This is a genomic window from Parolsenella catena (genome assembly GCF_003966955.1).
GTDB lineage: Bacteria > Actinomycetota > Coriobacteriia > Coriobacteriales > Atopobiaceae > Parolsenella > Parolsenella catena.
The window spans coordinates 1,310,103-1,334,170 of the sequence record NZ_AP019367.1; the positions used below are offsets into that span (position 1 = coordinate 1,310,103).

A 24,068-nucleotide genomic window follows, 5' to 3' on the forward strand; every position below is an offset into this window, starting at 1 on the left:
TCAAGACAGGTCCGGTTCGAGGAGTTTGAGGCGTCCGTCTCCAAACGTATTGAGGGAATACCGGATACATGGCTTGAGACGCTCAGAGCCAAGGGCCTGATTGACGCCTGCCTACTGATTGACGCCTGCCTATTCTAAAAGGATTACGACTTATTTCGAAGGAAAGCAGAAAGGGCAAGCTCGTGATAGGGCGAAAAACGAATGGGGACGGCATGGCAAGCCCGTGCTCAAATTGGAGCATAGTCTCGTGGTTCGAGCAGAGGGTTTTCGCGTGGTCCGATAAGCCCACGCCCAAGCGCTTCGCGATCGACACGCTTATCGTCTTCCTGACGATGCTGCTTGCCACGGTTCTTGGCGCCATCTTCTACAGCCTCGACATGGAAGCATGCATAGTCATCACGTATGTCTTGGCCGTTCTCTGCGTCTCGCTCCTCACCGTGGGACGCCTCCACTGCCTCGTGGCCTCCGCACTGGCAGTCCTGTTCTATAACTTCTTCTTCACCCACCCGCGCTTCTCGCTCACTGCCTGGGGCAGGACCTATCCCGCGACGTTCGCAGTCATGTTCGTGGTCGCATTCATTGCCAGTACCGTTGCCGTGACGCTCAGGCGCGAAGTCCATGCCTCACAGCTCGCATATCGAAGGACGCAGGTCATCCTCGAAGCGGACGAAGCGCTACGCAGGTGCTCCACGCGCGAGCAAATCATTGATGCGATTGGCGCCCAACTGTCCAAGCTGCTCGAAGCCGAAGTCATCTGGTATGCCGAGGGCATCTCGGGCTTTGCTCCCCAAAGACACTTCTCCGCCGTCTCGGCAACGCAGACAGAGCCAATCGTCGAGACTCCCATGGCTCGTAGGGCTATGGAGAACAGGAGCGCGGTCGGCGCCGGGACCGGCTGCTTCCCCTCCGCAAGCGGCTATTATCTGCCGGTCATCTCGGACAACGAGGTTATCGGCGTAATGGGTGCCTGCCTTGGCAATAAGACGCCACTCCCCGCCGAGCAAAACGAGGCGGAGGCAGTTGTGGGCGAGGCGTCTCTCGCGCTCAATCGCATCCAGGCGCTAGAACAGCGCGAGGAGGCCGCCGTGCTAGCCAAGAACGAGCAGCTTCGCGCCAACCTCCTCCGCTCGATCTCGCACGACCTGCGCACACCGCTCACGGCAATCTCGGGAAACGCCGACGTTCTGCTCTCGGACGGAGATGCGCTGAGCGCGGACAAGCGCGCAGAGCTGCTCCGAGACATTCGATCCGACGCGAACTGGCTGAACGCAACCGTTGAGAACCTCCTCGCCATCACTCGCCTCGAAAACGGGAACGTCCAGCTGAATACCACCGTAGAGCTCCTCGACGACATCATCGAGGAGGCGTTGCGCCACGCCAATCCAGACATCTGCCAGCATCGTCTGGAAATCGAGCCGTGCGAGGACCTCCTCCTCGTCAAGGTGGATGCCAAGCTGATTGTCCAGGTCGTGGTCAATCTGGTGAACAACGCCGTAACCCACACGCAGGCGGGTTCGACCATCCGCGTCTCAACGCGCTCGCGAGGTAGCGAGGCCATTGTCAGGGTCGAAGATGATGGCCCCGGCATCAAGGATAGCGATAAGGCGCATGTCTTCGAATCCTTCTATACGGTCGGCCGGACGCTCGCGGACTCCAAGCGAAGCGTCGGGCTTGGCCTCTCCCTTTGCAAGTCGATTGTGGAGGCGCACGGGGGTAGCATCGTCATACAGGATGCCGTTCCCCACGGATGCGCGTTCGAGTTCGCGCTGCCACGCTATGAGCTCACGGAAGGAACCCAGGAAGATGCCGACTGAATCGAGTCCCACGATTCTCGTAGTCGAGGATGACCCAACGATCAGAAACCTCATCCTAACGACTCTCGACACGCAGGGATTTCGCCACCTCAGCGAGAGCACCGGGAGAGGCGCCATTGCGGCGTCCGCCTCGAGCGCGCCGGACGTGGTCCTCCTCGATCTCGGGCTTCCCGACATCGACGGCATCGAGGTCGTCCGTGCCATTCGCAGCTGGTCTCAGATGCCCATCATCGTGGTATCCGCTCGAAGCGAGGACGCCGACAAGATCGGCGCGCTCGACGCAGGCGCGGACGACTACCTCACCAAGCCCTTCTCCGTGGGCGAGCTGCTGGCGCGAATCCGCACGACACTACGCCGTCTCAACTATCAGTCACCCGCGCAAGGACAAGAGCCTTCGATATTCCAGAACGGCGACCTGCGAATCGACTACACGGCAGGCATCGCATACCTCGGCGACGGGGAACTGCACCTGACGCCCATCGAGTACAAGCTCCTTTGCCTTCTGTCGCACAACGTCGACAAGGTCCTCACGCACAGCTTCATCCTGCACGAGGTCTGGGGCAACAACCACCAGGCGGACCTCGCCTCGCTTCGCGTCTTTATGGGAACCCTTCGCAAGAAGATCGAGCCCGACCCGGTTCACCCGCGCTACATCCAGACGCACATTGGCGTGGGCTACCGCATGATGCGCGTCGCGGATGAATAGGGCTTTCGGCTGGTGGTTCGAGCCGAATCGCAAGTAGGCTCGAGCTCGACCTGCAAGCTTCGTGTCTACACATATGCGAGCAAGGCAGATAAGGACGTATTAAGCGATTTACCTCGGTCTTTAGCCTATCTTTAGGTCACCTTCACACGTACTTTATGCCTGCGAGGTGTGGAATTGCCCACGCCCAAAATAGACTGAGAACCATTGTCCTCACGAGGATATCCTCCCCTTGCAACGGTGAAACAACCGTCGGTCGCACGCGTCAGAAAACGCATGCGCGAACAAGGAAAGGAGGGTCCTTGAACACCATGTCCGATACGCACGAGGAAGAGGTGCCGCAGATCGCGGCACTCACGAGCGACGCGGTATTCAAGTCGCTAGGCACGAGCCAAGCCGGCCTCGCGAGTGACCAAGTGAGCGAACTGCAGGCTAAGTACGGCAAGAACCTTATCCAGGCGGGTAAGAAGAAGTCGCCCATCCTTGCGTTCCTCTCAAACTTCACGCACCTTATGGCCATCCTCCTCTGGGTGGCCGGCATCATCGCCTTCGTGGCCGGCATGCCCGAGCTTGGCGTCGCCGTCTGGCTGGTCAACCTCATCAACGGTTGCTTCAGCTTCTGGCAGGAGCACCAGGCAGACAAGGCTACCGAGGCCCTGAAGAAGATGCTTCCGTCCTACGTCAACGTCATCCGCGACGGCCAGCAGGCCCAGGTCCTCGCGGAAGACCTCGTCCCCGGTGATGTCATGGTCCTTGCCGAGGGCGACAAGATCTCCGCGGACGGCCGCGTCGTGCGCGCGTCTGACCTCCAGGTCGACCAGTCGACGCTCACGGGCGAGTCGAACCCCGTGAGGAAGACCGCGGACGCCGTCCTCGAGGCCGACCTCACTGACGCCGAGACCCCCAACCTCGTCTTCGCCGGCACCTCGGTCTCCGAGGGCAACGGACGCGTCGTCGTCACCAAGATCGGTATGGCGACCGAGTTTGGCAAGATCGCCAGCCTCACGCAGAACATGGAGGACTCCGAGAGCCCGCTCCAGCGTCAGCTCGACCGTCTGACCAAGCAGGTCACCCTGTTCGCGCTCTGCATGGGCATCGTCTTCTTCCTCCTCGACGTGCTGTTTGTTCGCAATGGCCTAGCCTCGTCGTTCATCTTCGCCCTTGGCATGGTCGTGGCGTTCATCCCCGAGGGACTGCTCCCCACGGTCACGCTGTCCCTCGCCATGGCCGTCCAGCGCATGAGCAAGCGCAACGCCCTCGTGAAGAAGCTGAGCTCCGTCGAGGCCCTTGGCTCCACGAGCGTCATCTGCACCGATAAGACCGGCACCCTCACCCAGAACGAGATGACCGTCAACCACCTGTGGACCTGCGACCGCGAGTACGAGGTCACCGGCGTTGGCTATGCCCCCAAGGGCGAGATTCTCTGCGGCAAGGACAAGTGGGAGGCGGCCGACAACGAGGAGCTTCGCATGCTCGTCTCCGGTGGTGCCCTTTGCTCCAACGCACGTCTCGTAGAGCCGGACGAGGAGGGCGGCCGCTACACCGTCCTCGGCGACCCGACCGAAGCCTGCCTGCTCGTTAGCGCGCAGAAGGCCGGCCTTTCCCTCGAGGACCTCGAGCGCGAGATGCCTCGCGTGAGAGAGCTCCCCTTCGAGAGCCGCCGCAAGCGCATGACCACCATCCACCAGCTCAAGCGTCCGCTCGATGGCGCCAGCCGCGTCGCGTTCGTCAAGGGCGCTCCCAACGAGGTCGTCCGTCTCTCCGACAACTACCGCACTGACGGCAAGGTCATGCCGATGAGCGACGAGATGCGCAAGAGCATCATGGACGCTAACGACGGCTATGCCGCCAACGGCCTGCGCGTGCTTGCCCTCGCCTACCGTCCCCTGAACCCGGATGACACTTCCATCCCCCGTTCGATGAGCGACTACACGCCCGAGAACATCGAGTGTGGCCTCACCTTCGTCGGCCTCCTCGTCATGCAGGATCCGCCCAGGCCCGAGGTCGCCGACGCCGTGGCCGAGTGCCGTCGTGCTGGCATCCGCGTCGTCATGATCACGGGCGACTATGGCCTGACCGCCCTCTCGATTGCCCGCAAGATCGGCATCGTCCAGGGCCCGAACCCTCGCGTTTTCTCTGGCGTCGAGCTCGAGAAGACCTCTGACGACGAGCTCAAGGAGGCCCTGAAGGGCGAGGTCGTCTTCGCCCGCATGGCGCCTGAGCAGAAGCTGCGCGTCGTCGAGAACCTGCAGCAGATGGGCGAGATCGTCGCAGTCACCGGCGATGGCGTGAACGACTCCCCCGCCCTCAAGAGGGCTGACATCGGCGTCGCCATGGGCATCACCGGCACGGACGTGGCCAAGGAGGCCGCGGACATGATCCTGACCGATGACAACTTCGCCTCAATCGTCCACGCCATCGAAGAGGGCCGCGCGGTCTACGCGAACATCAGGAAGTTCATGCTCTACATCCTGAACTCCAACGTGCCCGAGGCTGTCCCCTCTGCGATCTACCTGCTCTCCGGTGGCGCCGTGCCGCTGCCACTCACGACGATGCAGATCCTCACCATCGACCTTGGCACCGACATGCTGCCCGCCCTTGGTCTTGGCACCGAGCCTCCCGAGGCTGACGTCATGGCCAACCCGCCTCGCAACCCCAACGAGCCGCTGCTCTCCGGCAAGGTCATGCGTAAGGCCTTCCTGTGGTACGGAATGCTCGGCGCCCTGTTCTCCTTCGCTGCGTTCATGTTCTGCCAGGTCATGAACGGCTGGCACCCCGGTATCGAGATGTTTGGCGTGGGCAACGACCTTGATCCGATCTACGTCCGTGCGACGACCATGGCACTTGCGGCCATCGTCTTCACGCAGATCGGCGAGGTCTGGAACTGCCGCACGGAGACCGCATCCGTCTTCTCGGTGGGTCTGTTCTCCAACAAGCAGATCAACAAGGGTATTCTCTTCGAGATCGCACTCATCATCTTCATCACGCTGTTCCCGCCCTTCCAGAGCGTCTTCCACACCAGCCCGCTCGTCCTGAATGACTTCGTGTTCCTGGTGCTGCTGCCGCCCGTCATCCTCCTCCTCGAGGAGGCCCGAAAGGCCATCGTTCGCAAGAGGAACCACATCGATCGCAACGGCGTCGCCATCAAGCAGGCACCGGAAAAGAGGTAAAGATGAAAGTTATCGTCGTAGGAATGGGCCGCATGGGCACGAGCCTCGCTCGCAAGCTCGACAGGCAGGGCTACGAGGTCTGCGCCATCGACCAGGACCCCGAGCGACTCAAGGCGCTCGGCCCCACGTTCGGCGGCCAGACCGTCGCGGGCGTCGGATTCGACCGTGAGGTCCTTGCTGCCGCCGGCATCGATCGTGCGAGCGCCGTCATCGCCTGCACCGCTTCTGACGAGACGAACATCGTCGTCGCCCGCATCTCCCGACAGACCTATCGCGTCCCGCGCGTCATCGCGCGCCTGTACGAGATCGGCAATGCCGAGACGTACCGCAGGCTCGGCATCCAGAGCATCTCGACCACCGACTGGGGCGTGAGGCGCGTCTGCGAGCTCCTGACCTTCAACGAGCTCGATGACGTCACCGGCATCGGTTCCGGCGACGTGCGCCTCGTTCGCGCCGACGTGCCGCCGATGCTCGAGGGCAGTCCCGTTCGCGAGCTCACCGCCATTGGCGAGATCAGCATCGTCGCCGTCTCTCACGACAACGAGACCTTCGTTCCCACCCAGGGCACGGTCCTCGACCACGGCGACATCATCTACGCCGCCGTCCAGGCGACCTCGGCAAGCAAGTTCCGCGCCATGCTCGGCATGACGGATTAGGAGGCTGTATGAACATCATCATTGTCGGCGGCGGCAAGGTTGGTTCCTACCTCGCCACTCTGTTGGGCAACCGCGGTTACAACGTTCGCATCGTCGAGTCAAGGAAGGCCGTTGCGCAGCGCCTCGAGGAGAAGCTGCCCGAGGGTTCCGTTGTGAGGGGCATGGGTTCGAGCCCGGATGTCCTCGAAGAGGCCGGCGTGCTCCAGGCCGACGTCATTATTGCCGTAACGGGCGATGACGAGGTCAACCTCGTGGTCGCGATGCTCGCCAAGATGGAGTACGGCGTGAATCGCGTCGTCGCTCGCGTGAACAACCCGGCAAACGCCTGGATGTTCGACGAGTCCATGGGCGTCGACATCGCCGTTGACCAGGCGGACATCATCACGAAGTCCGTCGAAGAGGGCCTCGACATGGAGGACGTCTTCACTATCATGCGCCTCGGCAAGGATGGTCACGAGATCGTCCAGGGCGAGATTCGCCCGCGCTCCGCGATGGTGGGCAAGTCGATTGCCGAGCTCCAGATTCCCGACGGCCTGGTCTTTGTCGCCCTCGAGCATGAGGGCAACATCCTCATCCCCAACGGTGACACCGCGTTTAGCGCCGGTGACCGTGTGGTCGCCTTCGCGAGCGAGCAGGGCAGGGACTTCCTGAGTCACTCGCTGCAGTAGGAAAGATCTTCGATAGGCCCCGCACCATTGCGTGGTGCATGACCGCCGGGACCAGCCACGGGCTGGCCTCGGCGGTTTTTTTGAGAGAGGCGGGTGCCGCTGGCCATGACATCGACGCCGGGTGCACTTGGAACCACGATGGAAAGACGCTACCGTAAGCGGGTCGGAATGCGAAGGAGACCAGCGATGACGAAGCCCAGCGGCGCCAAGCGCCACCACGATATGCCCCTGCCGGCCAAGCAGCAGCGCGGACGGCAGGCATTTGGCGGGCCCGCGCGCGCTGCGGGCATCGGCCCCAACAAGGCATGCGGCCACAAGGGCGGCATCCGCCGTCAGGGCTCAAAGCGCGGGTAACCTAGACCAACATCAAGAAGCCTGCAAAAGGGACTGTCCCTTTTGCAGGCTTCCTTTTGCAGGCTTCCTTTTGCAGCCATGCGGGGTTAGACGAGTTTGTCGTAGACCTCGGATTTTGGGATGCCAAACTGCTTGGCCAGGCGCTTTGCCAGAGCACTCTTGGGCTCTCCGGCATCAAGCCCCTCGGCGATGGCCTCCTCCAGAGTGGCAGGGCCAGAAGCGCAGGCTGCGCGCAGGCAAGAGAGCTCCTCCGCACTCGGGCCCTCCACGACGACGACGCATTCCCCTCGCACCTCGCCACGTTCACGAATGCGTCGCGCGAGCTCGCCAGAAAGGTCGCGCACGCATTCCTCATGAAGCTTCGTGAGCTCGCGCACGAGCGCCACGCGACGTGCTGGGAAAGCCTCGGCAATGGAATCGAGCGTCGCCACCACACGATGGGGACTCTCGTAAAACACAAGCGCGCCAGGAATCGGAGCGAGCTCAGCCAGACGACGCGCGCGCTCCCCCGCCTTTCTCGGCAGGAATCCCTCGAAGAAGAAGTGGTCCATCGCAAGGCCGCTCGCCACGAGGGCGCACGTTACGGCACTGGGCCCGGGGATGACCTCGACGGGCAGTCCCTCGTCGATCGCCGCGTCCACGAGTCGCTGGCCGGGGTCAGAGACGCCCGGCATGCCCGCGTCGCTCACGAACGCCACGCGCGCGCCGCCCGCCACGCGGGCGAGCACGCCCTCGACGCGGCTCGCGATGACGTTCTCGTCGCAGCGCTCGAGCGCAACGCGAATCCCAAAGCGCGCGAGCAGCTTGCTCGTGACACGCGTGTCCTCGCACAGCAGGACGTCCGCACCCCGCAGCGTCTCGAGCACGCGCGGCGAGGCGTCGGAGAGGTTTCCGATGGGCGTGCCCACGAGCGACAGCATGCCGCCCTCGCCGCCGCGCGCGTCCTTCTCGGCCACGTCCGTAGCCTCGACGTTGTTCTTCACTCGCTCCCCCATCTAGTCGAACATGCCCGTCTCGAAGCTCGAGAGCGCCACGCGCGCGTCCCAGCTCGAGAGCCTGCCTTCCGTCTTCCAGGTCTGGAAGAACCAGCCCGCGCAGCCGCCGAACGCGCCCATCTGCCCCGCGGTGTAGACGCGCTCAAGCGCGATGCGCCCCTCGGGCGTCATGCCGGCGTCCGCGAGCGGCAGCGCGCTCGACCACTCGCCCACCATGACGGGAAGCCCGCTCTTGCGGGCGCGCGCCACGTAGGCCGCCGAGGCGTCGGCGAGCTTGCGCACCCCGGCGGGGCCGGCCGCGTTCATCGACTCGGCATAGTGGTAGATGTGGCTGTCGAGCCAGACGTTGACGTAGCGTGCCGGCGACATGAACGCGCGCCAGGCGTCCGGCAGGCACGCGTCGTGCAGCACGAGCACGGGACGGGTGCCGGCGGCGTCTCGCAGCGCCTCGTAGGCGTCGCGGTAGAAGTTGCGCAGCAGGTGCGGCGGCACGCCCTCCACGAGCGAGAGGCCCCGGCGCGAGCGGCCCTGGACCTCGTCGATGGGCTCGATGCCCAGGAAGTTCTCGCGCGCGGCATAGCGCGAGGCAAGCTCGGCCACCACGTCGAGCATGCACTGGCGAAACGCGCCGATGTCCCCAAAGAAGCTCGCCGGAGAGGCCGCGTCCGCGCCCGGCGCCACGGCGACGTCGAGCAGCACCGAGACGCCCGCGGCCTCGGCCCAGTCAAAGGCGGCATCAACGTAGCCGATGCAGCCGGCCGAGGGGCCGGGCATGGGGCCATCCTCGCCAAAGACGAACCACGGGACCTGCAGACGCACGGCGTCGAAGCCGCGGGCCGCGATGCGGGCAAAGTCTCGCTCGTCCACGAACGTCTCTCGATGGCGCTCGATCATGTCCCGATAGCGGCCGGGCTCGATGCTGCCGGCAAGCTCGAGCTCGGTGAACGCGCCTGTGCCCGCGAACAGCGAGGGCGTCACCCACGGCTCGAGCACGAGCCAGCCGGAGAGGTTGACGCCATGCAACGGCCGGGCGGGCGCCTCCTGCGCGGCCGCCTCGCTCCTCTTGTTCCTGTGCCTCAGCATCTCAATTCCTCGTCTTCCCTGGTTTCGGCAGTGACAGTTGACCCCGTCCCCAAGCGTCACCTAGCGATACTCGATGCGCGCGATGCGAACGACCCAGTCGCAGCCGTACGTGAAGCCGTTGGCGTCGATCGTGAGCGTACCGCGGTCGCAGTCCTGCATGAACGGCACCTCGGCGCCGTCGTCGAGCCACGAGATGCGCGAGACCGGCCTCACGGCTCCCGTGAACGAGCGCAGGTTGGAACCCTCGCCGCCCAGCGTCACGTTCTCGTTGCCCACGATGGCGAGGTCATGCACGAACACGTAGCTCACGCCCGCCTCGGCGTCATCGAGCACGAAGTCGCGGATGCCGCCGTTTGCCACGAGCGCGCGGCTCGGGCGCGCCGTGTGGACGGAAGCGCCGGCCATGGCCATCCAGCGGCCAATGAGGCGCAGGTACTCGCGCTGCAGCGCCGAGATGGCGCCCGTGCCCGTGGGGCCGATGTTCACCAGCGCGTTCGCGCCGGCACGACGGGCGTTGGCGATGGTCTCGATGAGCTCGCGCGGGCTCTTGTAGTCGAGGTCGTTGGCGGCGCGTCCCCAGTGCTTGTTCGTGGTGACGGAGACCTCGCCGGCGACGTACTTTCCGTCCTCGGGCCCGTGGTTGACCTCGCCGGAGATGCGGCGCTCGTAGGTGGTGACGTCAATCTCGGGGTCGATGATCTTGCCGCGGTTCTTGAGGCCCGTGTTGTTGATGATGATGGCGTTGGGCTGGTACTTGCGGATGGTGCCGTACAGCTCGGGGAGCTTCCAGTCTGCGTCCTTCTTGTTCCAGTTGCCGTCGAACCAAAAGCCGCCGACCTCGCCGTAGTTCTTGCACAGGATCTCTACCGAGGCGCGCAGGTACTCGAGGTAGGCGTCGAAGTCCGTCTCGTAGAGCGGGCTGTGCCAGTCGTAGGTGGCCATGTAGAAGAACGGCTTGATGCCGCCGGCGTGGCACGCGTCCACGAACTCGCGGACGAGGTCGCGCCCGGCGGCGCTGTGCGGCGCGTCGAACGTGGACAGGCCGCACGTGTCGTAGAGGAAGAAGCCCTCGTGGTGCTTCGTCGTGAGCGTGATGTAGCCCGCGCCCATCTCCTTGGCGGCGGCCACGAGGTCGGCCGCGTCAAAGTCCTCGGCCGTGAACGTCTCGGCGAGGCGCTCGTACTCCTCGCGGGGACGCTCGTGAATGAACTCGGTCCACTCGCCGCACGAGAGCTGCGAGTACAGTCCCCAGTGCACGAACAGGCCCAGGCCCATGTCCTCATAGTCCTTGATGCGCGGCAGCGGCTCGCTCATGGCGTCTCCTTATCGTGCGGACCAAAGGGGACGGGTTCGTTTGGTCCGCCCCATCTGTCTGGGACCAAAGGGGACGGGTCCGTTTGGTCCGCCCCGTCTGTCGAGCCGGGACCAAGTGAACCCGTCCCCTTTGGTCCCTTTGGCTCCTTAGCTCAGCTCTCTCATGCCATGGTACAGCTGCCAGTACTCCCCGTGCTGCGCGAGAAGCTCCTCGTGCGTGCCGCGCTCGATGATTCTGCCGTGCTCGAGCACCATGATGGCGTTGGCGTTCCTCACGGTCGAGAGCCTGTGGGCGATGACGAACACGGTGCGGCCGGCCATGAGCGCGTCCATGCCACGCTCGATGAGCGCCTCGGTGCGCGTGTCCACCGAACTCGTGGCCTCATCGAGGATGAGCACGGGCGGGTTGGCCACGGCGGCTCGCGCGATGGCGAGCAGCTGCCGCTGGCCGGCCGAGAGGTTGGCGCCGTCGGCCGTCACGGGTGTGTCGTAGCCCTTGGGCAGACGTCGGATGAAGCCGTCGGCGTTGGCCGTGACGGCGGCGGCGCGCACCTCCTCGTCGGTGGCGTCGAGCTTGCCAAAGCGGATGTTGTCGGCCACGGTGCCGCGGAACAGGTGCGTGTCCTGGAGCACGATGCCCAGGCTTGCGCGCAGGCTCGCCTTGTCGATGTCTCGCACGTCGATGCCGTCGTAGGTGATCTGGCCGGCGCGCACGTCGTAGAAGCGGTTGATGAGATTCGTGATCGTGGTCTTGCCCGCGCCCGTCGAACCCACGAAGGCAATCTTCTGCCCGGGCTTGGCAAACAGCGACAGGTTCTCGAGCACGGTCTGGCCTGGCTCGTAGCCAAACGTGACGTCATGGAAGCGCACGTCTCCGGCAAGCGGCACCGCCGTACCGTCCGAGCGGCGCCACGCCCAGCCGCTGGCACCCGCCGCCGCGCGCGCGGGGCCGTCTGCCTCGGCTCCCAGGCGCTCGAGCGCAACCGTGCCCTCGTCCGCCTCGGGCGCAACGTCCATGACCGAGAAGAGGCGCTCGGCTCCGGCAAGGGCGTTCAGCAGGAAGTTGCCCAGCTGCGTCACCTGGTTGAACGGCATGGCCGCCTGGCGAACGAACACGAGGTAGCTCGCGAGGCTGCCCATGTCCGTGAGGCCGCGCGCCGCCAGAAGCGAGCCCATGACGGCCACGATGGCGTAGTTGGTGTAGGTCATGGCCACGGTGATGGGCACCATGGTGGCCGCGTAGGTCTGGGCCGCCGTGCCCTGCTCGCGCAGACGCTCGTTGCGCGCGCGGAAGCCCGCAAGGCTCTCGCGCTCGTACGTGTAGGCCTGCACGACCTTCTGGCCGGCACACATCTCCTGGACGTAGCCGTCGAGCGCGCCCAACGTGGACTGCATGGCCGAGAAGTGACGGGAGCTCCTCTTGCCCGCCACGCGCACGTAGGCGATGAGCGCCACGTCGCAGGCCACCGTCACAAGCGTGAGGCGCCAGTCGAGCACGAACAGCAAGATGATGGTGCCCACGGCCTGGATGGCCGCCTGGATGACGTTGGCGAAGCTGTTGTTGAGGGCCTCGGACACCGTGTCGACATCGTTGGTGAAGTAGCTCATGACGTCGCCGGTGCGCGTGCGGTCAAAGAAGGACAGCGGCAGCGTCTGCAGGTGTGCGAACAGGTCGCGGCGGATGTCGAACACGACGCGCTGCGCCGCGCGCACCATCGTCTGCGTGTAGCCGAGCGCGCACAGCGCCCCCACGGCGTAGATGGACGCCGTGAGCACGATGCCCGCCCGGAATCCGCCCACGTCCGCCGTCGTGAGGCAGTTGACGACCGGCTTGATCATGTAGGTTCCCGCAAGCTGGCACAGCGCGCACACGCTCGCGAGCACGCCCACGGCCAGCAGCATGAGGCGGGCGCCGCCCATGTAGTCGAGCAGCCGGCGCATCGTGCGGCCAAGGTTCGCCGGCTTGCCCGAGCCGCCCTTCGTGGTGAACACCGCCATCACTGCTCATCCCCTTCCGAGACCTGCGTGCGATAGAGCTCCTGGTAGATGGGGTCGGTCGCGAGAAGCTCGGCCGGCGTGCCCACCGCGTGCACGCGTCCCTCGTCCAAGATCACGATCTTGTCCGCGTCTGCCACCGAGGCCACGCGCTGCGCCACGATGACCTTCGTGACATCCGTGAGCGAGCGCAGCCCCTCGCGGATGCGGGCGTCCGTGGCCATGTCCACGGCGCTCGTGGAGTCGTCGAGCACGAGCACGCGCGGACGGCGCACGAGCGCGCGGGCGATGCACAGGCGCTGGCGCTGGCCGCCCGAGACGTTGTCGCCCCCCTGGCCAAGGTCGCCGTCGAGGCCGCCGATGCGGTCGAGGAACTCGTCGACGGCCGCCACGCGGCAGGCCTCGAGCAGCTCCTCGTCCGTGGCGTCGGGCCTGCCCCACAGGAGGTTCTCGCGCACCGTGCCGCTGAACAGCACGGGGCGCTGCAGCGCTATGCCCACCGCACGGCGCAGCGACGCGAGGTCATAGCTGCGCACGTCGTGGCCGCCCACGAGCACGGCGCCCTCCGTGACGTCGTAGAGCCTGCCCAGCAGTTGCACGAGCGAGCTCTTGCCCGAGCCCGTGCCGCCGAGGACGCCGATCGTGGAGCCCGCCGAAAACGATAGCGTGATGTCATGCAGGACGTCCGTCTCGGCATCGGCGTGGTACCTGAAGCTCGCATGGTCGAAGGCGATCGAGCCGTCCGGAACCTCGGCGATTGCCTGCGCGGGGCTCGCGATGGTAGGCCGCTCGGCCAGGACCTCGCCCACGCGCTGCACGCTCGTGAGCGCGCGCGTCATGAGCAGAAACACGTTGGAGATCATCATGAGCGAGTTCGTGATCTGCAGGACGTAGCTCATGAAACCCGTGAGCTCGCCCACCTTGAGCTGTCCCGCCATGATCACGGAGCCGCCGAGGGCGAGGATGAGCACGTCGGAGGCGTACATGACGGTCTGGAACAGCGGCAGGTTGAGGACCGCGCCGCCGAACGTGCGCGTCGAGGTGTCGGCGAGCCGCCCGTTCACCGCACCGAAGCGCTGCTCGACCCACTCGCCGCGCACGAACGCCTTCACGGCGCGGATGGCCGTGACGCTCTCCTGGACCACGTCGTTGAGCTCGTCCATGACGCCCTGCAAGACACGGTACAGCGGCGCCACGCGGCGCACGATGAGCGCGAGCGCCACGGCAAGCAGTGGCAGCATCACGAAGAACACGCAGGCCAGGCGCACGGAGAGCAGGCTTGCCAGGATAAGGCCGGCCGTGAACATGACCGGGCCTCGCATCATGGGCCTGAACCCGTTCATGAGGGCGTTCTGGATCACGGTGACGTCGGTGGTCATGCGCGTCACGAGCGACGACGTGTCAAAGTGGTCGAGGTTCTCGTAGGAGTAGCGCTGGATGGCCTCGAACTCCGCGTCGCGCAGGTTGGCGCCCAGGCCCATGGCGGCGCGGGCGCTGCAGCGCGAGAAGGCCATGCCAAAGCCCATGGCGACGATGCCGCACGCGAGCATCTCGGCTCCCGTGGCCCACACGTGGCTCAGGTCGCCGGCGACGATGCCCTCGTCGATGAGCCCGGCCGTGAGGTATGGGATGAGCAGCTCGAGCGTGCCCTCGAACAGCATGCAGACGGCCGCAAGGATGAAGTCTCGCTTGTAGGGACCCAGGTAGCGGGCGATGATCTTGAGGTCACGCACGGTCGCTCGCCTCGCTTCCACGAAAGACCGCGAGGTTGTGGCGGGCGCGCTCGAGGTAGTCCATGAACCGTGCGCGCTCCTCGGCCGTGAAGCCTACGAGCATGGCCTCGTCCACCTCCGCGCAGCGCGCGTCCCACGGGGCAACGACGGCGCGGCCGGCCTCGGTGAGCGCCATGCGCTTCGTGCGACGGTCCGCCGGGTTCTCCTCGACCGTCACGAGGCCGGCCCTCACCAGGGCGTCGACCATGCGCGAGACCGATGCCGGGTCCATCCCGAAGAACTCGGCCATCTCGCGCTGCGTGGCATGCTCGTGCGCGACCAGGTAGGAGACAATCCTGGGCTGGCCCTTCGCAAGCCCGAGCTTTGCCCCGTAGGGCCTGAGCAGCGCCTTCTGCGCCTGTAACGCGCGCAGAAGCGCCATGTGCATGTCGACGAGGGAGTACCCCTCGCCCACCGCGAGCTTCTTCTCTTCCATTCGAACGAGCCGCTTTCCTTGACTTCTCAACTATTGACAAGTCAATAGAATAGCGCCGATGCTTGCGATGTCAACGTTTTTTGAACGAGAGAGGGGCCGATGGCCACGAGCGCTTGAGTGCCTGGCGTCCCGCTAGGCCGTCACGTAGGTCCAGGGGTCGCCGGAGGCCACGAAGGAGGCCGGCACGTCCGCGCCGATAGCCCGGGGAAGCCAGCGCAGCATGTACTCCATGCCCGGCTCCTCCACGTTGAAGTGGCCGATGCAGATCATGGCCTTGCCTAGGCCGAGCTGCGCGGAGTCGCGCACGTACTCGGAGGTCGTGAAGTCGGTGGCCTCCATGGTCACGAGGCAGTCGAACCCCGAGTCCATGCGCGCCGTCGTGGCGTTGTCGAACTGGCCGATGAGGTGCATGGGCACGAGCACCGTGCGCACGCGCGCGTCCGCGTCTCCCACAATGCGCGTGCCCGCAAGCCCCAGGCGCCCCACGAGGAAGCGCGCGAGCTCGCCGGCGCTCGTCTCGGGAATCTCGAACTCCATGGGACGCGCCGTGTCGCCGCGCACGTAGTCACGCCAGCCGAGCTTGTCGGCAAGCCCCATGAAGATGCCGTCCACGAGCCGGCCGTCCTCGGGGATGCCGGAGTGGATGTGGTCGTGCAGGCGCCACACCGTGATGCCGCACTCCTCGAGAAGCGCGCGCTTGGCCGCAAACGTCTTGTTGCCCGCGAGCCAGCACGTGTGGTCGCCGTGGTTCCAGAAGAGCGCCTCGTGGCAGATGATGAGGTTCGCGCCGCGCGCATGTGCCTGGCGGATGACGTCAGCCGAGGCAAAGCACGTGGTCACGATGCCCGTGCACTCAACGTCGACCGGACCCCAGAGCACCTGGTCGCGCGTGGTGTCGTCCATGATGGGGCCGCCCCAGTCATGTCCGCAGTACGCCTTGACGCCGTCAATGACCTCGCTGATGAGCATGGGAGCCTCCCTGGCCGCCTACCTTGGGCCGCGCACGCTCGCAGAAAAGCGCCGGGCCGTCCTCGCAACTCAATATAGTATGTGCGTGACTCACACATCAGATGCCGTGCGAGAATCGCCGGCGAACGGAGGCACCATGCTTGACCTCACGAAGCTCACGACCGAGCAGCGCAACCCCAAGACGATGGAACTCGACTCGTTCACCCCGCTCGAGATCGCGACCGTGATGAACGAGGAGAACAACAACGTCATCAAGGCCATCGACGAGGTGCTGCCCCAGGTGGCGCGCGCCATCGAGTGGGCGGGAGAGTCGCTCAACGCCGGCGGGCGCATCATCTACGTGGGCGCCGGAACGTCCGGCCGCCTGGGCGTGCTCGACGCCGTGGAGTGCCCGCCCACGTTCGGCGTCTCCTATGACACGGTCGTGGGACTCATCGCCGGCGGCGAGGGTGCGTTCGTGAAGGCCGCCGAGGGCGCCGAGGACAAGGCCGACGCCGGCGAGGCAGACCTCGCCGCACTTGCGCCCGAGGCCCGCGACATCGTCATTGGCATCGCGGCGAGCGGCCGCACCCCCTACGTGGTGGGCGCCCTGCGCCGCGCCAAGGCCGCGGGCTGCCGCACCGTCGCCATCGCCTGCAACAGGGGGTCGGTCATCGGTGGCGAGGCCGAGCTCGCCATCGAGCCCGTCACGGGGCCGGAGGTGCTCACCGGCTCCACGCGCCTCAAGGCCGGCACGGCGCAGAAGCTCGTCCTGAACATGATCTCCACCGGCGCCATGGTGGCAGCCGGCAAGGTGTACCAGAACCTCATGGTCGACGTGAGGCAGAGCAACGAGAAGCTGCGCGTCCGTGCCCAGAACATCGTGATGATGGCCACCGAGTGCACGCGCGAGCAGGCCGCCGAGGCGCTCGCCGCCTGCAACGACCACGTCAAGGGCGCCATCACGATGCTGCTGCTTGGCTGCGACGCCGCGGCCGCCGAGTCCGCGCTCGAGGATGCCCACGGACACGTGCGCGCCGCCGTGGAGGCTCACGCCCAGGCATAGGCGCCCGGCCCGTCCCGAGGCCAATCGGGGGCGGATGCCACGCACGAACCCAAAGCGACCGTTTGCGAGGCCATCGCCCGCGAACGGTCGCTTTTTTGGTGCGAACGGTTTTTGCCCACAGACGCAACACCGCAAGCCGGCTTTAAATGACCACTTACTAATAGTCATTTGTGGCAACTATATGTATACGGATTCGTGATCATTTGAATGCGTCTGCCGCGATACCCTTGCCACCAGTCGCACGCGACGGGCGCGCGGCCACGCGGGACGGCCAGCCGGCCGCCCCGTCCACGAGACCTGGGAGGGGCCATGGAGAAGCGCATCTACCGGTTTGGGCACGACGAGTGCGGCGCCGACGTCACGGAGGGCACGGCGCACGACAACTACACCCTCGGCGGCAAGGGGGCCAACCTCGCCGAGATGGCGCGCATCGGGCTTCCGGTGCCGCCGGGCTTCACGATCACCTGCCAGACCTGCATGGACTACGCCCGCGGCGGCAACGCCTGGCCCGCCGGGACCCTCGAGGCAATCGCCGAGGCACGCGCGGACCTCGAGCAGCGCTGCGGCAAGCGCCTGGGAGACGCGGCCGACCCGCTGCTCGTCTCCGTGCGCTCCGGCGCCCCCATCTCCATGCCCGGCATGATGGACACGGTGCTCGACCTGGGCCTCAACGACGAGAGCGTCCTCGGCCTTGCCGCCCAGACGGGCAACGACCGCTTTGCCTGGGACAGCTACCGCCGCTTCATCCAGATGTTCGCAAACGTCGTCATGGGCATCGACTCGGACCTGTTCGAGCACGCTATCACGCGTGCCAAGGCGGCCGCCGGCGTCACGGCGGACACCGAGCTGGACGCAGCGGCGCTCCAGGGGCTCGTCTCCACGTTCAAGCAGATCTTCGCCGAGCACGTGAGCGCCGCCGCGCACCCCGAGCTCGCGGGCAAGGACGGCGCCGTTGCCTTCCCCCAGGATCCAGAGGTGCAGCTCACGCTCGCCGTGGCCGCGGTGTTCGGCTCGTGGGACTGCGAGCGCGCCCGCCTCTACCGCAGGCAGAATGACATCGCAGACAACCTGGGCACCGCCGTCAACGTGCAGGCCATGGCGTTTGGCAACAAGGGAGAGACGAGCGCCTCCGGCGTGGCCTTCACGAGAAACCCCGCCACCGGCGAGCGCGAGTTCTACGGCGACTACCTCGTGAACGCCCAGGGAGAGGACGTCGTCGCGGGCATCCGCAACACAAGGCCCATCGAGGATTTGCGCCACACGCCCGGCCTCGAGGCAGCCGGCGAGCAGCTCGAGCGGATCTTTGGCATCCTCGAGCAGCACTACCGCGACATGATGGACATCGAGTTCACCATCGAGCAGGGCAAGCTCTACATGCTGCAGACGCGCGTGGGCAAGCGCACGGCCACCGCGGCCCTCAAGATCGCCGTCGACCTGGAGCGCGAGGGCGTCATCACCCGCGAGGAGGCGCTGCTGCGCATCAACCCCGCCCAGCTCGACCAGCTCATGCACCCGCAGATCGCCAAGGGCGCCGAGCGCAACGTCATCGCCCGCGGCCTCAACGCGAGCCCGGGCGCCGCGGTGGGCGGCATCGTCTTCTCGGCCGCAGACGCCGTGGCCGAGAAGGAGGCTGGGCGCGACTGCGTGCTCGTGCGCTGGGAGACCACGCCAGACGACCTCGCAGGCATGACGGCGGCCAAGGGCATCCTCACGAGCCACGGCGGCAAGACGAGCCACGCGGCCGTCATCGCCCGTGGCATGGGCAAGCCGTGCGTGTGCGGCGTCGACGCCCTGCGCATCGACGCGGCTCGCAAGGAGGTTGCCGTGGCCGGCACGGACCTCGTGCTGCATGAGGGAGACGTCATATCCATCGATGGCGGCACGGGCGAGGTCATGCTCGGCGCCGTGGCCCTCGAGCGCCCCGGCACCACCGGCGACCTCGCGACCGTCCTTGGCTGGGCAGACGACGTGCGCCGCCTGGGCGTGCGCGCCAACGCCGACAACCCGGCAGACGCCCGCCTCTCCCTGGAGCTCGGCGCCGAGGGCATCGGCCTCACGCGCACCGAGCACATGTTCCTGGGGGCTCGCAAGTCCATCATCCAGCGCTTCATCCTCGCAGACACCAGCGACGAGCGCGCGAGCGCGGCCGAGGAGCTGTCGCGGGCCCAGGAGGGCGACTTCTATGAGATCCTGTCCGCCATGAACGGCCTGCCTGTGACGATCCGCCTGCTCGACCCGCCACTCCACGAGTTCCTCGACAACCCCCGCGACCTCGCCGTTCGCCTCGCCAAGATGGAGTGCGAGGGGGCGAGCGCAGACGAGCTCGCCCGCACGCGCGCGCTGCTCGCCCGCATCGACGCGCTGTCCGAGGCAAACCCGATGCTGGGGTTGCGCGGCTGCCGCCTGGGCTTTGCCTTCCCCGAGCTGCCCGTCCTGCAGACGCACGCCATCGCGCGGGCCACGGTGCGCCTCAAGCGCGAGGGCAAGAACCCCCGCCCGCACATCATGGTGCCGCTCGTGTGCCTCAACGCAGAGATCCGCGAGATGCGCGCCATCGTGGAGCGCGCCATCATCGACGTCGAGGTGGAGACGGGCGTGCGCCTGGGCGAGATACCCGTGGGCACCATGATCGAGCTGCCGCGCGCCGCCGTCATGGCAGACCGCATCGCCCGCCACGCGGACTTCTTCAGCTTTGGCACGAACGACCTCACGCAGACCGCGCTCGGCTTCTCGCGAGACGACGTGGAGGGCAAGGTGCTGCCCGCCTACCTCGAGGGCAACATCATCCCGAGAAACCCGTTCGAGACGGTCGACGAGGGAGTGGCCAAGCTCGTGGGCATGGGCTGCGAGCTCGGGCGCGCCGCCAGGCCCGGCATCTCGCTGGGCGTGTGCGGCGAGCACGGCGGTGACCCCGACTCCATCCGCACCTTCTATGACCTGGGACTCGACTACGTGAGCTGCTCGCCCTACCGCGTGCCGCAGGCCAGGCTCGCCGCCGCGCAGGCAACCCTCACGAGCAAGGTGCGCCCCTACGTGCCCGTGACGCCCGCCCGCACGCCCGCCCGCGAGCGCCAGCCCTACGCCGAGCAGGTCTAGCCAACGCCGATGGTGACAATGGCGCCGGCTCCGGCTGACACCGCGACGCCACGACAAAAAGCGACGCCCCGCCGCGGCCACACGGTCACGGCGGGGCGTCTCGCTAGCCCGGGGCAGGGGTCGGCGCGCGGGAGTTGCCTCAGGCGCTACTCGGCGTTGAAGACGTACTTGTCGAGGCGGTCGAACGCCTCCTGCACGCGGTCGAGCGGCAGCGCCAGGTTCATGCGCAGGTGGCAGGGCCCGTAGAACATGCGGCCGTCCTGGATGTCGACGCCCACGCGCCAGCACTGCTTCTCGACCCACTCGATGTCGTGGCCGTGCTTGTCGCACCACTCGGTGCAGTCCACGAACAGCATGTAGGTGCCCTGCGGCCTCTGCACCTTCACGCCGTCAAAGTGCTTGTCGATGTAGTCGCAGGCCCAGTCGACGTTGGCGCCGAGCACCTGCACAAGCTCGTCTAGCCACTCGTAGCCCTCAGGCTTGTAGGCGCCGATGAGCGCGTGCATGGACAGCACGTTCATGTGGTTGTAGTGGGACTTGGAGCTGCGGGCGCTCACGCGGTCGCGCAGGTACTTGTTGTAGATGATGTGGTAGGAACCCACGAGCCCCGCCAGGTTGAACGTCTTACTCGGCGCATAGAGCGCCACGGTGCGGTTGCGCGCGTCCTCCGAGACGGACTGCGTGGGGATGTGCTTGTGGCCGGGCAGGATGATGTCGCTCCAGATCTCGTCGGAGACCACCACGCAGTCGTACTTCTTGTACAGCTCCATGGCGCGCTCGATCTCCCACCTCTCCCAGACGCGGCCGCAGGGGTTGTGGGGGCTGCAGAAGACGGCGGCGTGGATGTTGCCCTCGGCGAGCTTCTTCTCCATGTCCTCGAAGTCCATGCGCCACACGCCGTCCTCGTCGATCTTGAGCGGCGAGTGGACGATCTCGAAGCCGTTGCCCTTGAGGCTCTTCGTGAAGCCGATGTAGGTGGGGCTGTGCAGCAGCACCTTGTCACCCGGCTCCATGAAGGAGGCCAGGGTTGAGACGACGCCGCCGAGCACGCCGTTCTCGTAGCCGATGCACTCCTTCGTGAGGCCGGTGACGCCGTTGCGCGTCTCGTGCCACTTGATGATGGAGTCAAAGTACTCGTCCGTGGGCGAGAAGTAGCCAAAGGCCGGGTGCTTGGCGCGCTCGATAATCGCCTCGGTGACGGTCGGCACCGTGGGGAAGTTCATGTCTGCTACCCACATGGGAATGCCGTCGAAGCCCTCGGCCGGCGCGTCGGGCGCAAGGCCGTCGCCCAGGCCGTCCACCGCGATGGCATCCTTGCCGTGACGCTCCATGTGGCTGGTGAAGTCGTACTTCATGCGGGAAGTCCTTTCGTCTGGATGGAAAGCCCGGCCGCGGGCGGGACGCATCCGCGCCCGCGGCCGGCGAGAAATACCCTACATCATATCGATGCTCTGCACGGCATCATAGCCATGCTCGCCCGCGCGCACCTTGGGCACGAACTCCACGCTCACGGGGACGCCGCGGTACGTCTCGCGGGCGAACGCGATCTCGTGCGTAACGATGATCACCAAGAAGGCGCCCGCATCCGCCTGGTGACGGGTACGGGCGCCTGGCGCTTGCGATGGGTGAGCCGCTACTCCTCGCCGAACAGGGCCTTCTCGGGCGTGATCGGCAGGGTGCGCACGTAATTGCCGGTAGCATGGGCCACGGCGCTGGCGATGGCGCCCAGCGGCGTGTTGATGACAACCTCGCCGATGGACTTGGCACCAAACGGGCCGGTGGGCTCGTAGCTCGGGCAGAAGTCCACGCGGATGTCAGGCACGTCGAGGCGGCTCGGCACCTTGTACTGCATGAAGTTGCGCGTGCGCAGCGAGCCGTCGGCCGCCACCTGCACGTCCTCGGTGAGTGCCTGGCCGATGCCCTGGGCGATGCCGCCCTCGGCCTGGACGCGCGCGAGGTTGGCGTTGGCCACGGTGCCGCAGTCGACGGCGGCCACGTAGTCCACGACCTTGACCTCGCCGGTGGCCTTGTCCACGTCCACCTCGGCGATGCCGCACATGAACGGCGGGGGCGAGACGGGCTGAGAGTTCGAGGCATGCCCGGAGAGGTAGCCCGGCTGCAGGCCAAAGCCGATGCAGCGGTTCGCGAGCTCGGCAAGCGTCATCTCGCGCACCTTGCCAGACGCGATCTGCCCCACGGTCACGACGTCGTCGTCCGCGCCGTCCACGTAGATGCGGTTGTCCTCGAGCACGACCTGCGCCGGTTCGACCTCCATGAACCTGGCGGCCTGCTCCACGATCTTGCCGCGCAGCTCGGTGGCGGCACGCACGGCCGCCATGCCCGTGATGTAGGTGCCCGACGAGGCGTAGGCGCCGCAGTCATAGGGCGAGGTGTCCGTGTCCACGCCGTTCACCACGATCTGGGTGGGCTCGCAGCCCAGCACCTCGGCGGCGAACTGGGCCATGATGGTGTCGCAGCCCGTGCCCACGTCGGTGGCGCCAAGGTTCAGCACGTAGAAGCCGTCGTCCTCCAAGCGGATGTCGATGCTGCCGATGTCCACGTTCGAGATGCCCGAGCCCTGCATCGTCACGGCCACGCCCAGGGCGCGCACGCGGTCGCCCAGGTCACGGGCCAGGGGCTTGTCGGCCCAGCCGATCATCTCCTGCGCGCGGCGGATGCAGTCGTCCAGGCGGCAGCTCGCGAGCGTATCGCCAAAGTACTGCGGCATGACCTCGCCCTCGCGCACGATGTTGTTGAGGCGCAGCTCGCACGGGTCCATGCCAAGCTTGTCGGCCAGCTCGTTGACCGCGCTCTCCACGGCAAACTGGCCCTGCGTGGCGCCGTAGCCGCGGAAGGCGCCACCCGGCGTGTTGTTCGTGTACACCACGTCTGCCGTGAAGCGGCTCGCGAGCGCGTGGTTGTAGATGGGCAGCGACTTGTGGCCCACGAGGCCCACCGTGGTGGGCGCGTGGTAGCCGTAGGCACCGCCGTCGGAGAGGCACGACAGGTCGATGGCCGTGATCGTGCCGTCGGCCTTGGCGCCCAGGCGCACGTGCATGCGCATCTTGTGGCGCGTGTTGGCGCAGGCCATGGTCTCCTCGCGCGTGTAGATGCACTTGCAGGGATGCCCCAGCTTGAACGCGGCAAAGGCCGAGAAGATCTCGTTGCAGCCCGTCTGCTTGGCGCCAAAGCCGCCACCCACGCGCGGCTTGATGACGCGCACGCGGCTCTGCGGGATCTGCAGCGCCGTGGCCACCTGGCGGCGGATGTGGAACGGCACCTGCGTCGAGGCCACGACGCACACGCGGTCCTGGGCATCGGTGTAGGCGTAGGAGCGGAACGTCTCCATCATGGACTGCTGCGTGGCCTGCGTCTCGTAGTCATGCTCTATGACGACGTCGGCGTCGGCGAGCACCGCGTCGACGTCGCCGTAGACGCTCTGCTCGTGGCAGATGAGGTTGCGCGAGAAGTCCTCGCCCATGGGCACGTAGGCGCGGATGTCGTCCTCATCGTGCACCACGACGGGGTTGTCGAGCGCCTGCGTGAAGTCGGTGACGGCGGGCAGCACCTCGTAGTCCACCTTGATGAGGCGCATGGCCGCGTTGATGGCGAGCTCGTCGGTTCCCACGACGATGGCCACCTCGTCGCCCACGTAGCGCACGGTGCGGTCGAGGATGAGCGTGTCATAGGGGCTCATCTCGTGGAAGCTCTGGCCCGCGAGCGTGTAGCGCGCGTGCGGCACGTCCTCGTAGGTGTAGATGGCCACGATGCCGTCGATGCGCAGCGCACGGTGCGTGTCGATGCTGCGGATGCGGGCGTGGGCGTGCGGCGAGCGCAGCAGCCTCACGATGTAGGCATCGCGCGGGGCGAGGTCGTTCGTGTAGACGGCGCGGCCCTGGAGCAGGCCCTTCGCGTCCTTCTTGACCACGGCGTGCGAGATGGTCCTAAGCTCTCCGGCGCGCTCGTCGGGGGCGATGTAGTTGGAGATGGTGCTCATC

At 66.3% G+C, this 24,068-nt stretch carries 18 protein-coding genes; 8 read left to right on the forward strand and 10 right to left on the reverse strand.

Going from position 1 to position 24,068, the window contains the following annotated elements; translation table 11 throughout:
* The first annotated feature begins 212 nt into the window (after window positions 1-212).
* From Pcatena_RS05935 to Pcatena_RS08130, 6 genes are all read left to right on the forward strand, one after another.
* Window positions 213-1,814: an ATP-binding protein gene (locus Pcatena_RS05935; protein ID WP_126422521.1), complete on the forward strand. Its 1,602-nt coding sequence runs from the start codon at window positions 213-215 to the stop codon at window positions 1,812-1,814.
* Window positions 1,804-2,520: a response regulator gene (locus Pcatena_RS05940; RefSeq protein WP_126422523.1), complete on the forward strand. Its 717-nt coding sequence runs from the start codon at window positions 1,804-1,806 to the stop codon at window positions 2,518-2,520. The genes Pcatena_RS05935 and Pcatena_RS05940 overlap by 11 nt, the downstream gene beginning before the upstream one ends.
* Window positions 2,521-2,828: 308 nt before the next feature.
* Window positions 2,829-5,687, forward strand: coding sequence for a cation-translocating P-type ATPase (locus Pcatena_RS05945; RefSeq protein ID WP_126422525.1), 2,859 nt, complete (start codon window positions 2,829-2,831; stop codon window positions 5,685-5,687).
* A gap of 2 nt (window positions 5,688-5,689) precedes the next feature.
* The gene (locus tag Pcatena_RS05950; RefSeq protein WP_126422528.1) at window positions 5,690-6,343 is read left to right on the forward strand and encodes a potassium channel family protein; all 654 of its coding nucleotides are present in this window, start codon (window positions 5,690-5,692) and stop codon (window positions 6,341-6,343) included.
* Window positions 6,344-6,351: 8 nt separating this feature from the next.
* On the forward strand, window positions 6,352-7,011 hold the full coding sequence (locus Pcatena_RS05955) for an NAD-binding protein (protein WP_126422530.1): 660 nt from the start codon (window positions 6,352-6,354) through the stop codon (window positions 7,009-7,011).
* Window positions 7,012-7,197: 186 nt separating this feature from the next.
* Window positions 7,198-7,365: a hypothetical protein gene (locus Pcatena_RS08130; RefSeq protein ID WP_172596394.1), complete on the forward strand. Its 168-nt coding sequence runs from the start codon at window positions 7,198-7,200 to the stop codon at window positions 7,363-7,365.
* An 86-nt stretch (window positions 7,366-7,451) separates the two neighbouring features.
* Here the strand turns inward: Pcatena_RS08130 and rsmI are convergent, their stop codons facing one another.
* The 7 genes from rsmI to Pcatena_RS05990 all read right to left on the reverse strand — a co-directional run bounded on the left by rsmI (window position 7,452) and on the right by Pcatena_RS05990 (window position 15,929).
* On the reverse strand, window positions 7,452-8,285 hold the full coding sequence (gene rsmI / locus Pcatena_RS05960; protein WP_232619918.1) for a 16S rRNA (cytidine(1402)-2'-O)-methyltransferase: 834 nt from the start codon (window positions 8,283-8,285) through the stop codon (window positions 7,452-7,454).
* 75 nt (window positions 8,286-8,360) lie between these two features.
* A complete protein-coding gene (locus Pcatena_RS05965; RefSeq protein ID WP_126422535.1) occupies window positions 8,361-9,443 on the reverse strand; it encodes a glycoside hydrolase family 5 protein in 1,083 nt (360 codons plus the stop codon).
* Between the two features lie 60 nt (window positions 9,444-9,503).
* A complete protein-coding gene (locus tag Pcatena_RS05970; RefSeq protein ID WP_126422536.1) occupies window positions 9,504-10,757 on the reverse strand; it encodes an alpha-L-fucosidase in 1,254 nt (417 codons plus the stop codon).
* 147 nt (window positions 10,758-10,904) lie between these two features.
* Entirely contained in the window at window positions 10,905-12,755 is a 1,851-nt protein-coding gene (locus tag Pcatena_RS05975; RefSeq protein ID WP_126422537.1) for an ABC transporter ATP-binding protein, read from the reverse strand.
* The gene (locus Pcatena_RS05980; protein WP_126422538.1) at window positions 12,755-14,485 is read right to left on the reverse strand and encodes an ABC transporter ATP-binding protein; all 1,731 of its coding nucleotides are present in this window, start codon (window positions 14,483-14,485) and stop codon (window positions 12,755-12,757) included. The genes Pcatena_RS05975 and Pcatena_RS05980 overlap by 1 nt, the downstream gene beginning before the upstream one ends.
* Window positions 14,478-14,960, reverse strand: a complete 483-nt coding sequence (locus Pcatena_RS05985) for a MarR family winged helix-turn-helix transcriptional regulator (protein WP_126422540.1) — start codon at window positions 14,958-14,960, stop codon at window positions 14,478-14,480. Before Pcatena_RS05985 ends, Pcatena_RS05980 begins: the two co-directional genes overlap by 8 nt.
* Window positions 14,961-15,092: 132 nt before the next feature.
* Complete coding sequence (locus Pcatena_RS05990) at window positions 15,093-15,929, reverse strand: Nif3-like dinuclear metal center hexameric protein (RefSeq protein WP_126422542.1); 837 nt, start codon at window positions 15,927-15,929, stop codon at window positions 15,093-15,095.
* A 136-nt stretch (window positions 15,930-16,065) separates the two neighbouring features.
* Here Pcatena_RS05990 and murQ point away from each other — a divergent pair, with 136 nt between their 5' ends.
* Both murQ and ppdK read left to right on the forward strand, forming a co-directional pair.
* On the forward strand, window positions 16,066-16,974 hold the full coding sequence (gene murQ, locus Pcatena_RS05995) for an N-acetylmuramic acid 6-phosphate etherase (protein ID WP_126422544.1): 909 nt from the start codon (window positions 16,066-16,068) through the stop codon (window positions 16,972-16,974).
* Between the two features lie 309 nt (window positions 16,975-17,283).
* Window positions 17,284-20,070 (forward strand): pyruvate, phosphate dikinase, encoded by a 2,787-nt coding sequence (gene ppdK / locus Pcatena_RS06000; protein WP_126422546.1) that lies wholly within the window; start codon window positions 17,284-17,286, stop codon window positions 20,068-20,070.
* Window positions 20,071-20,216: 146 nt separating this feature from the next.
* Here the strand turns inward: ppdK and Pcatena_RS06005 are convergent, their stop codons facing one another.
* The 3 genes from Pcatena_RS06005 to Pcatena_RS06010 form a co-directional block, all read right to left on the reverse strand.
* Window positions 20,217-21,425: a MalY/PatB family protein gene (locus tag Pcatena_RS06005; RefSeq protein ID WP_126422548.1), complete on the reverse strand. Its 1,209-nt coding sequence runs from the start codon at window positions 21,423-21,425 to the stop codon at window positions 20,217-20,219.
* Between the two features lie 78 nt (window positions 21,426-21,503).
* Complete coding sequence (locus Pcatena_RS08135) at window positions 21,504-21,641, reverse strand: hypothetical protein (protein ID WP_172596395.1); 138 nt, start codon at window positions 21,639-21,641, stop codon at window positions 21,504-21,506.
* 62 nt (window positions 21,642-21,703) lie between these two features.
* Window positions 21,704-24,067, reverse strand: coding sequence for a xanthine dehydrogenase family protein molybdopterin-binding subunit (locus Pcatena_RS06010; protein ID WP_126422550.1), 2,364 nt, complete (start codon window positions 24,065-24,067; stop codon window positions 21,704-21,706).
* Window position 24,068 lies beyond the last annotated feature (1 nt).

What these genes read in the sequence shown, in the direction of transcription:
- murQ (WP_126422544.1), top strand. Translation starts at nt 16,066, where the DNA reads ATGCTTGACCTCACGAAGCTCACGACCGAGCAGCGCAACCCCAAGACG.
- Pcatena_RS06010 (WP_126422550.1), bottom strand. Translation starts at nt 24,067, where the DNA reads ATGAGCACCATCTCCAACTACATCGCCCCCGACGAGCGCGCCGGAGAG.
- Pcatena_RS05990 (WP_126422542.1), bottom strand. Translation starts at nt 15,929, where the DNA reads ATGCTCATCAGCGAGGTCATTGACGGCGTCAAGGCGTACTGCGGACAT.
- Pcatena_RS05965 (WP_126422535.1), bottom strand. Translation starts at nt 9,443, where the DNA reads ATGCTGAGGCACAGGAACAAGAGGAGCGAGGCGGCCGCGCAGGAGGCG.
- Pcatena_RS05945 (WP_126422525.1), top strand. Translation starts at nt 2,829, where the DNA reads ATGTCCGATACGCACGAGGAAGAGGTGCCGCAGATCGCGGCACTCACG.
- Pcatena_RS05950 (WP_126422528.1), top strand. Translation starts at nt 5,690, where the DNA reads ATGAAAGTTATCGTCGTAGGAATGGGCCGCATGGGCACGAGCCTCGCT.
- Pcatena_RS05970 (WP_126422536.1), bottom strand. Translation starts at nt 10,757, where the DNA reads ATGAGCGAGCCGCTGCCGCGCATCAAGGACTATGAGGACATGGGCCTG.
- Pcatena_RS08130 (WP_172596394.1), top strand. Translation starts at nt 7,198, where the DNA reads ATGACGAAGCCCAGCGGCGCCAAGCGCCACCACGATATGCCCCTGCCG.
- Pcatena_RS05935 (WP_126422521.1), top strand. Translation starts at nt 213, where the DNA reads ATGGCAAGCCCGTGCTCAAATTGGAGCATAGTCTCGTGGTTCGAGCAG.
- Pcatena_RS05940 (WP_126422523.1), top strand. Translation starts at nt 1,804, where the DNA reads ATGCCGACTGAATCGAGTCCCACGATTCTCGTAGTCGAGGATGACCCA.
- Pcatena_RS05975 (WP_126422537.1), bottom strand. Translation starts at nt 12,755, where the DNA reads ATGGCGGTGTTCACCACGAAGGGCGGCTCGGGCAAGCCGGCGAACCTT.
- Pcatena_RS05955 (WP_126422530.1), top strand. Translation starts at nt 6,352, where the DNA reads ATGAACATCATCATTGTCGGCGGCGGCAAGGTTGGTTCCTACCTCGCC.
- Pcatena_RS05985 (WP_126422540.1), bottom strand. Translation starts at nt 14,960, where the DNA reads ATGGAAGAGAAGAAGCTCGCGGTGGGCGAGGGGTACTCCCTCGTCGAC.
- rsmI (WP_232619918.1), bottom strand. Translation starts at nt 8,285, where the DNA reads ATGCTGTCGCTCGTGGGCACGCCCATCGGAAACCTCTCCGACGCCTCG.
- ppdK (WP_126422546.1), top strand. Translation starts at nt 17,284, where the DNA reads ATGGAGAAGCGCATCTACCGGTTTGGGCACGACGAGTGCGGCGCCGAC.
- Pcatena_RS06005 (WP_126422548.1), bottom strand. Translation starts at nt 21,425, where the DNA reads ATGAAGTACGACTTCACCAGCCACATGGAGCGTCACGGCAAGGATGCC.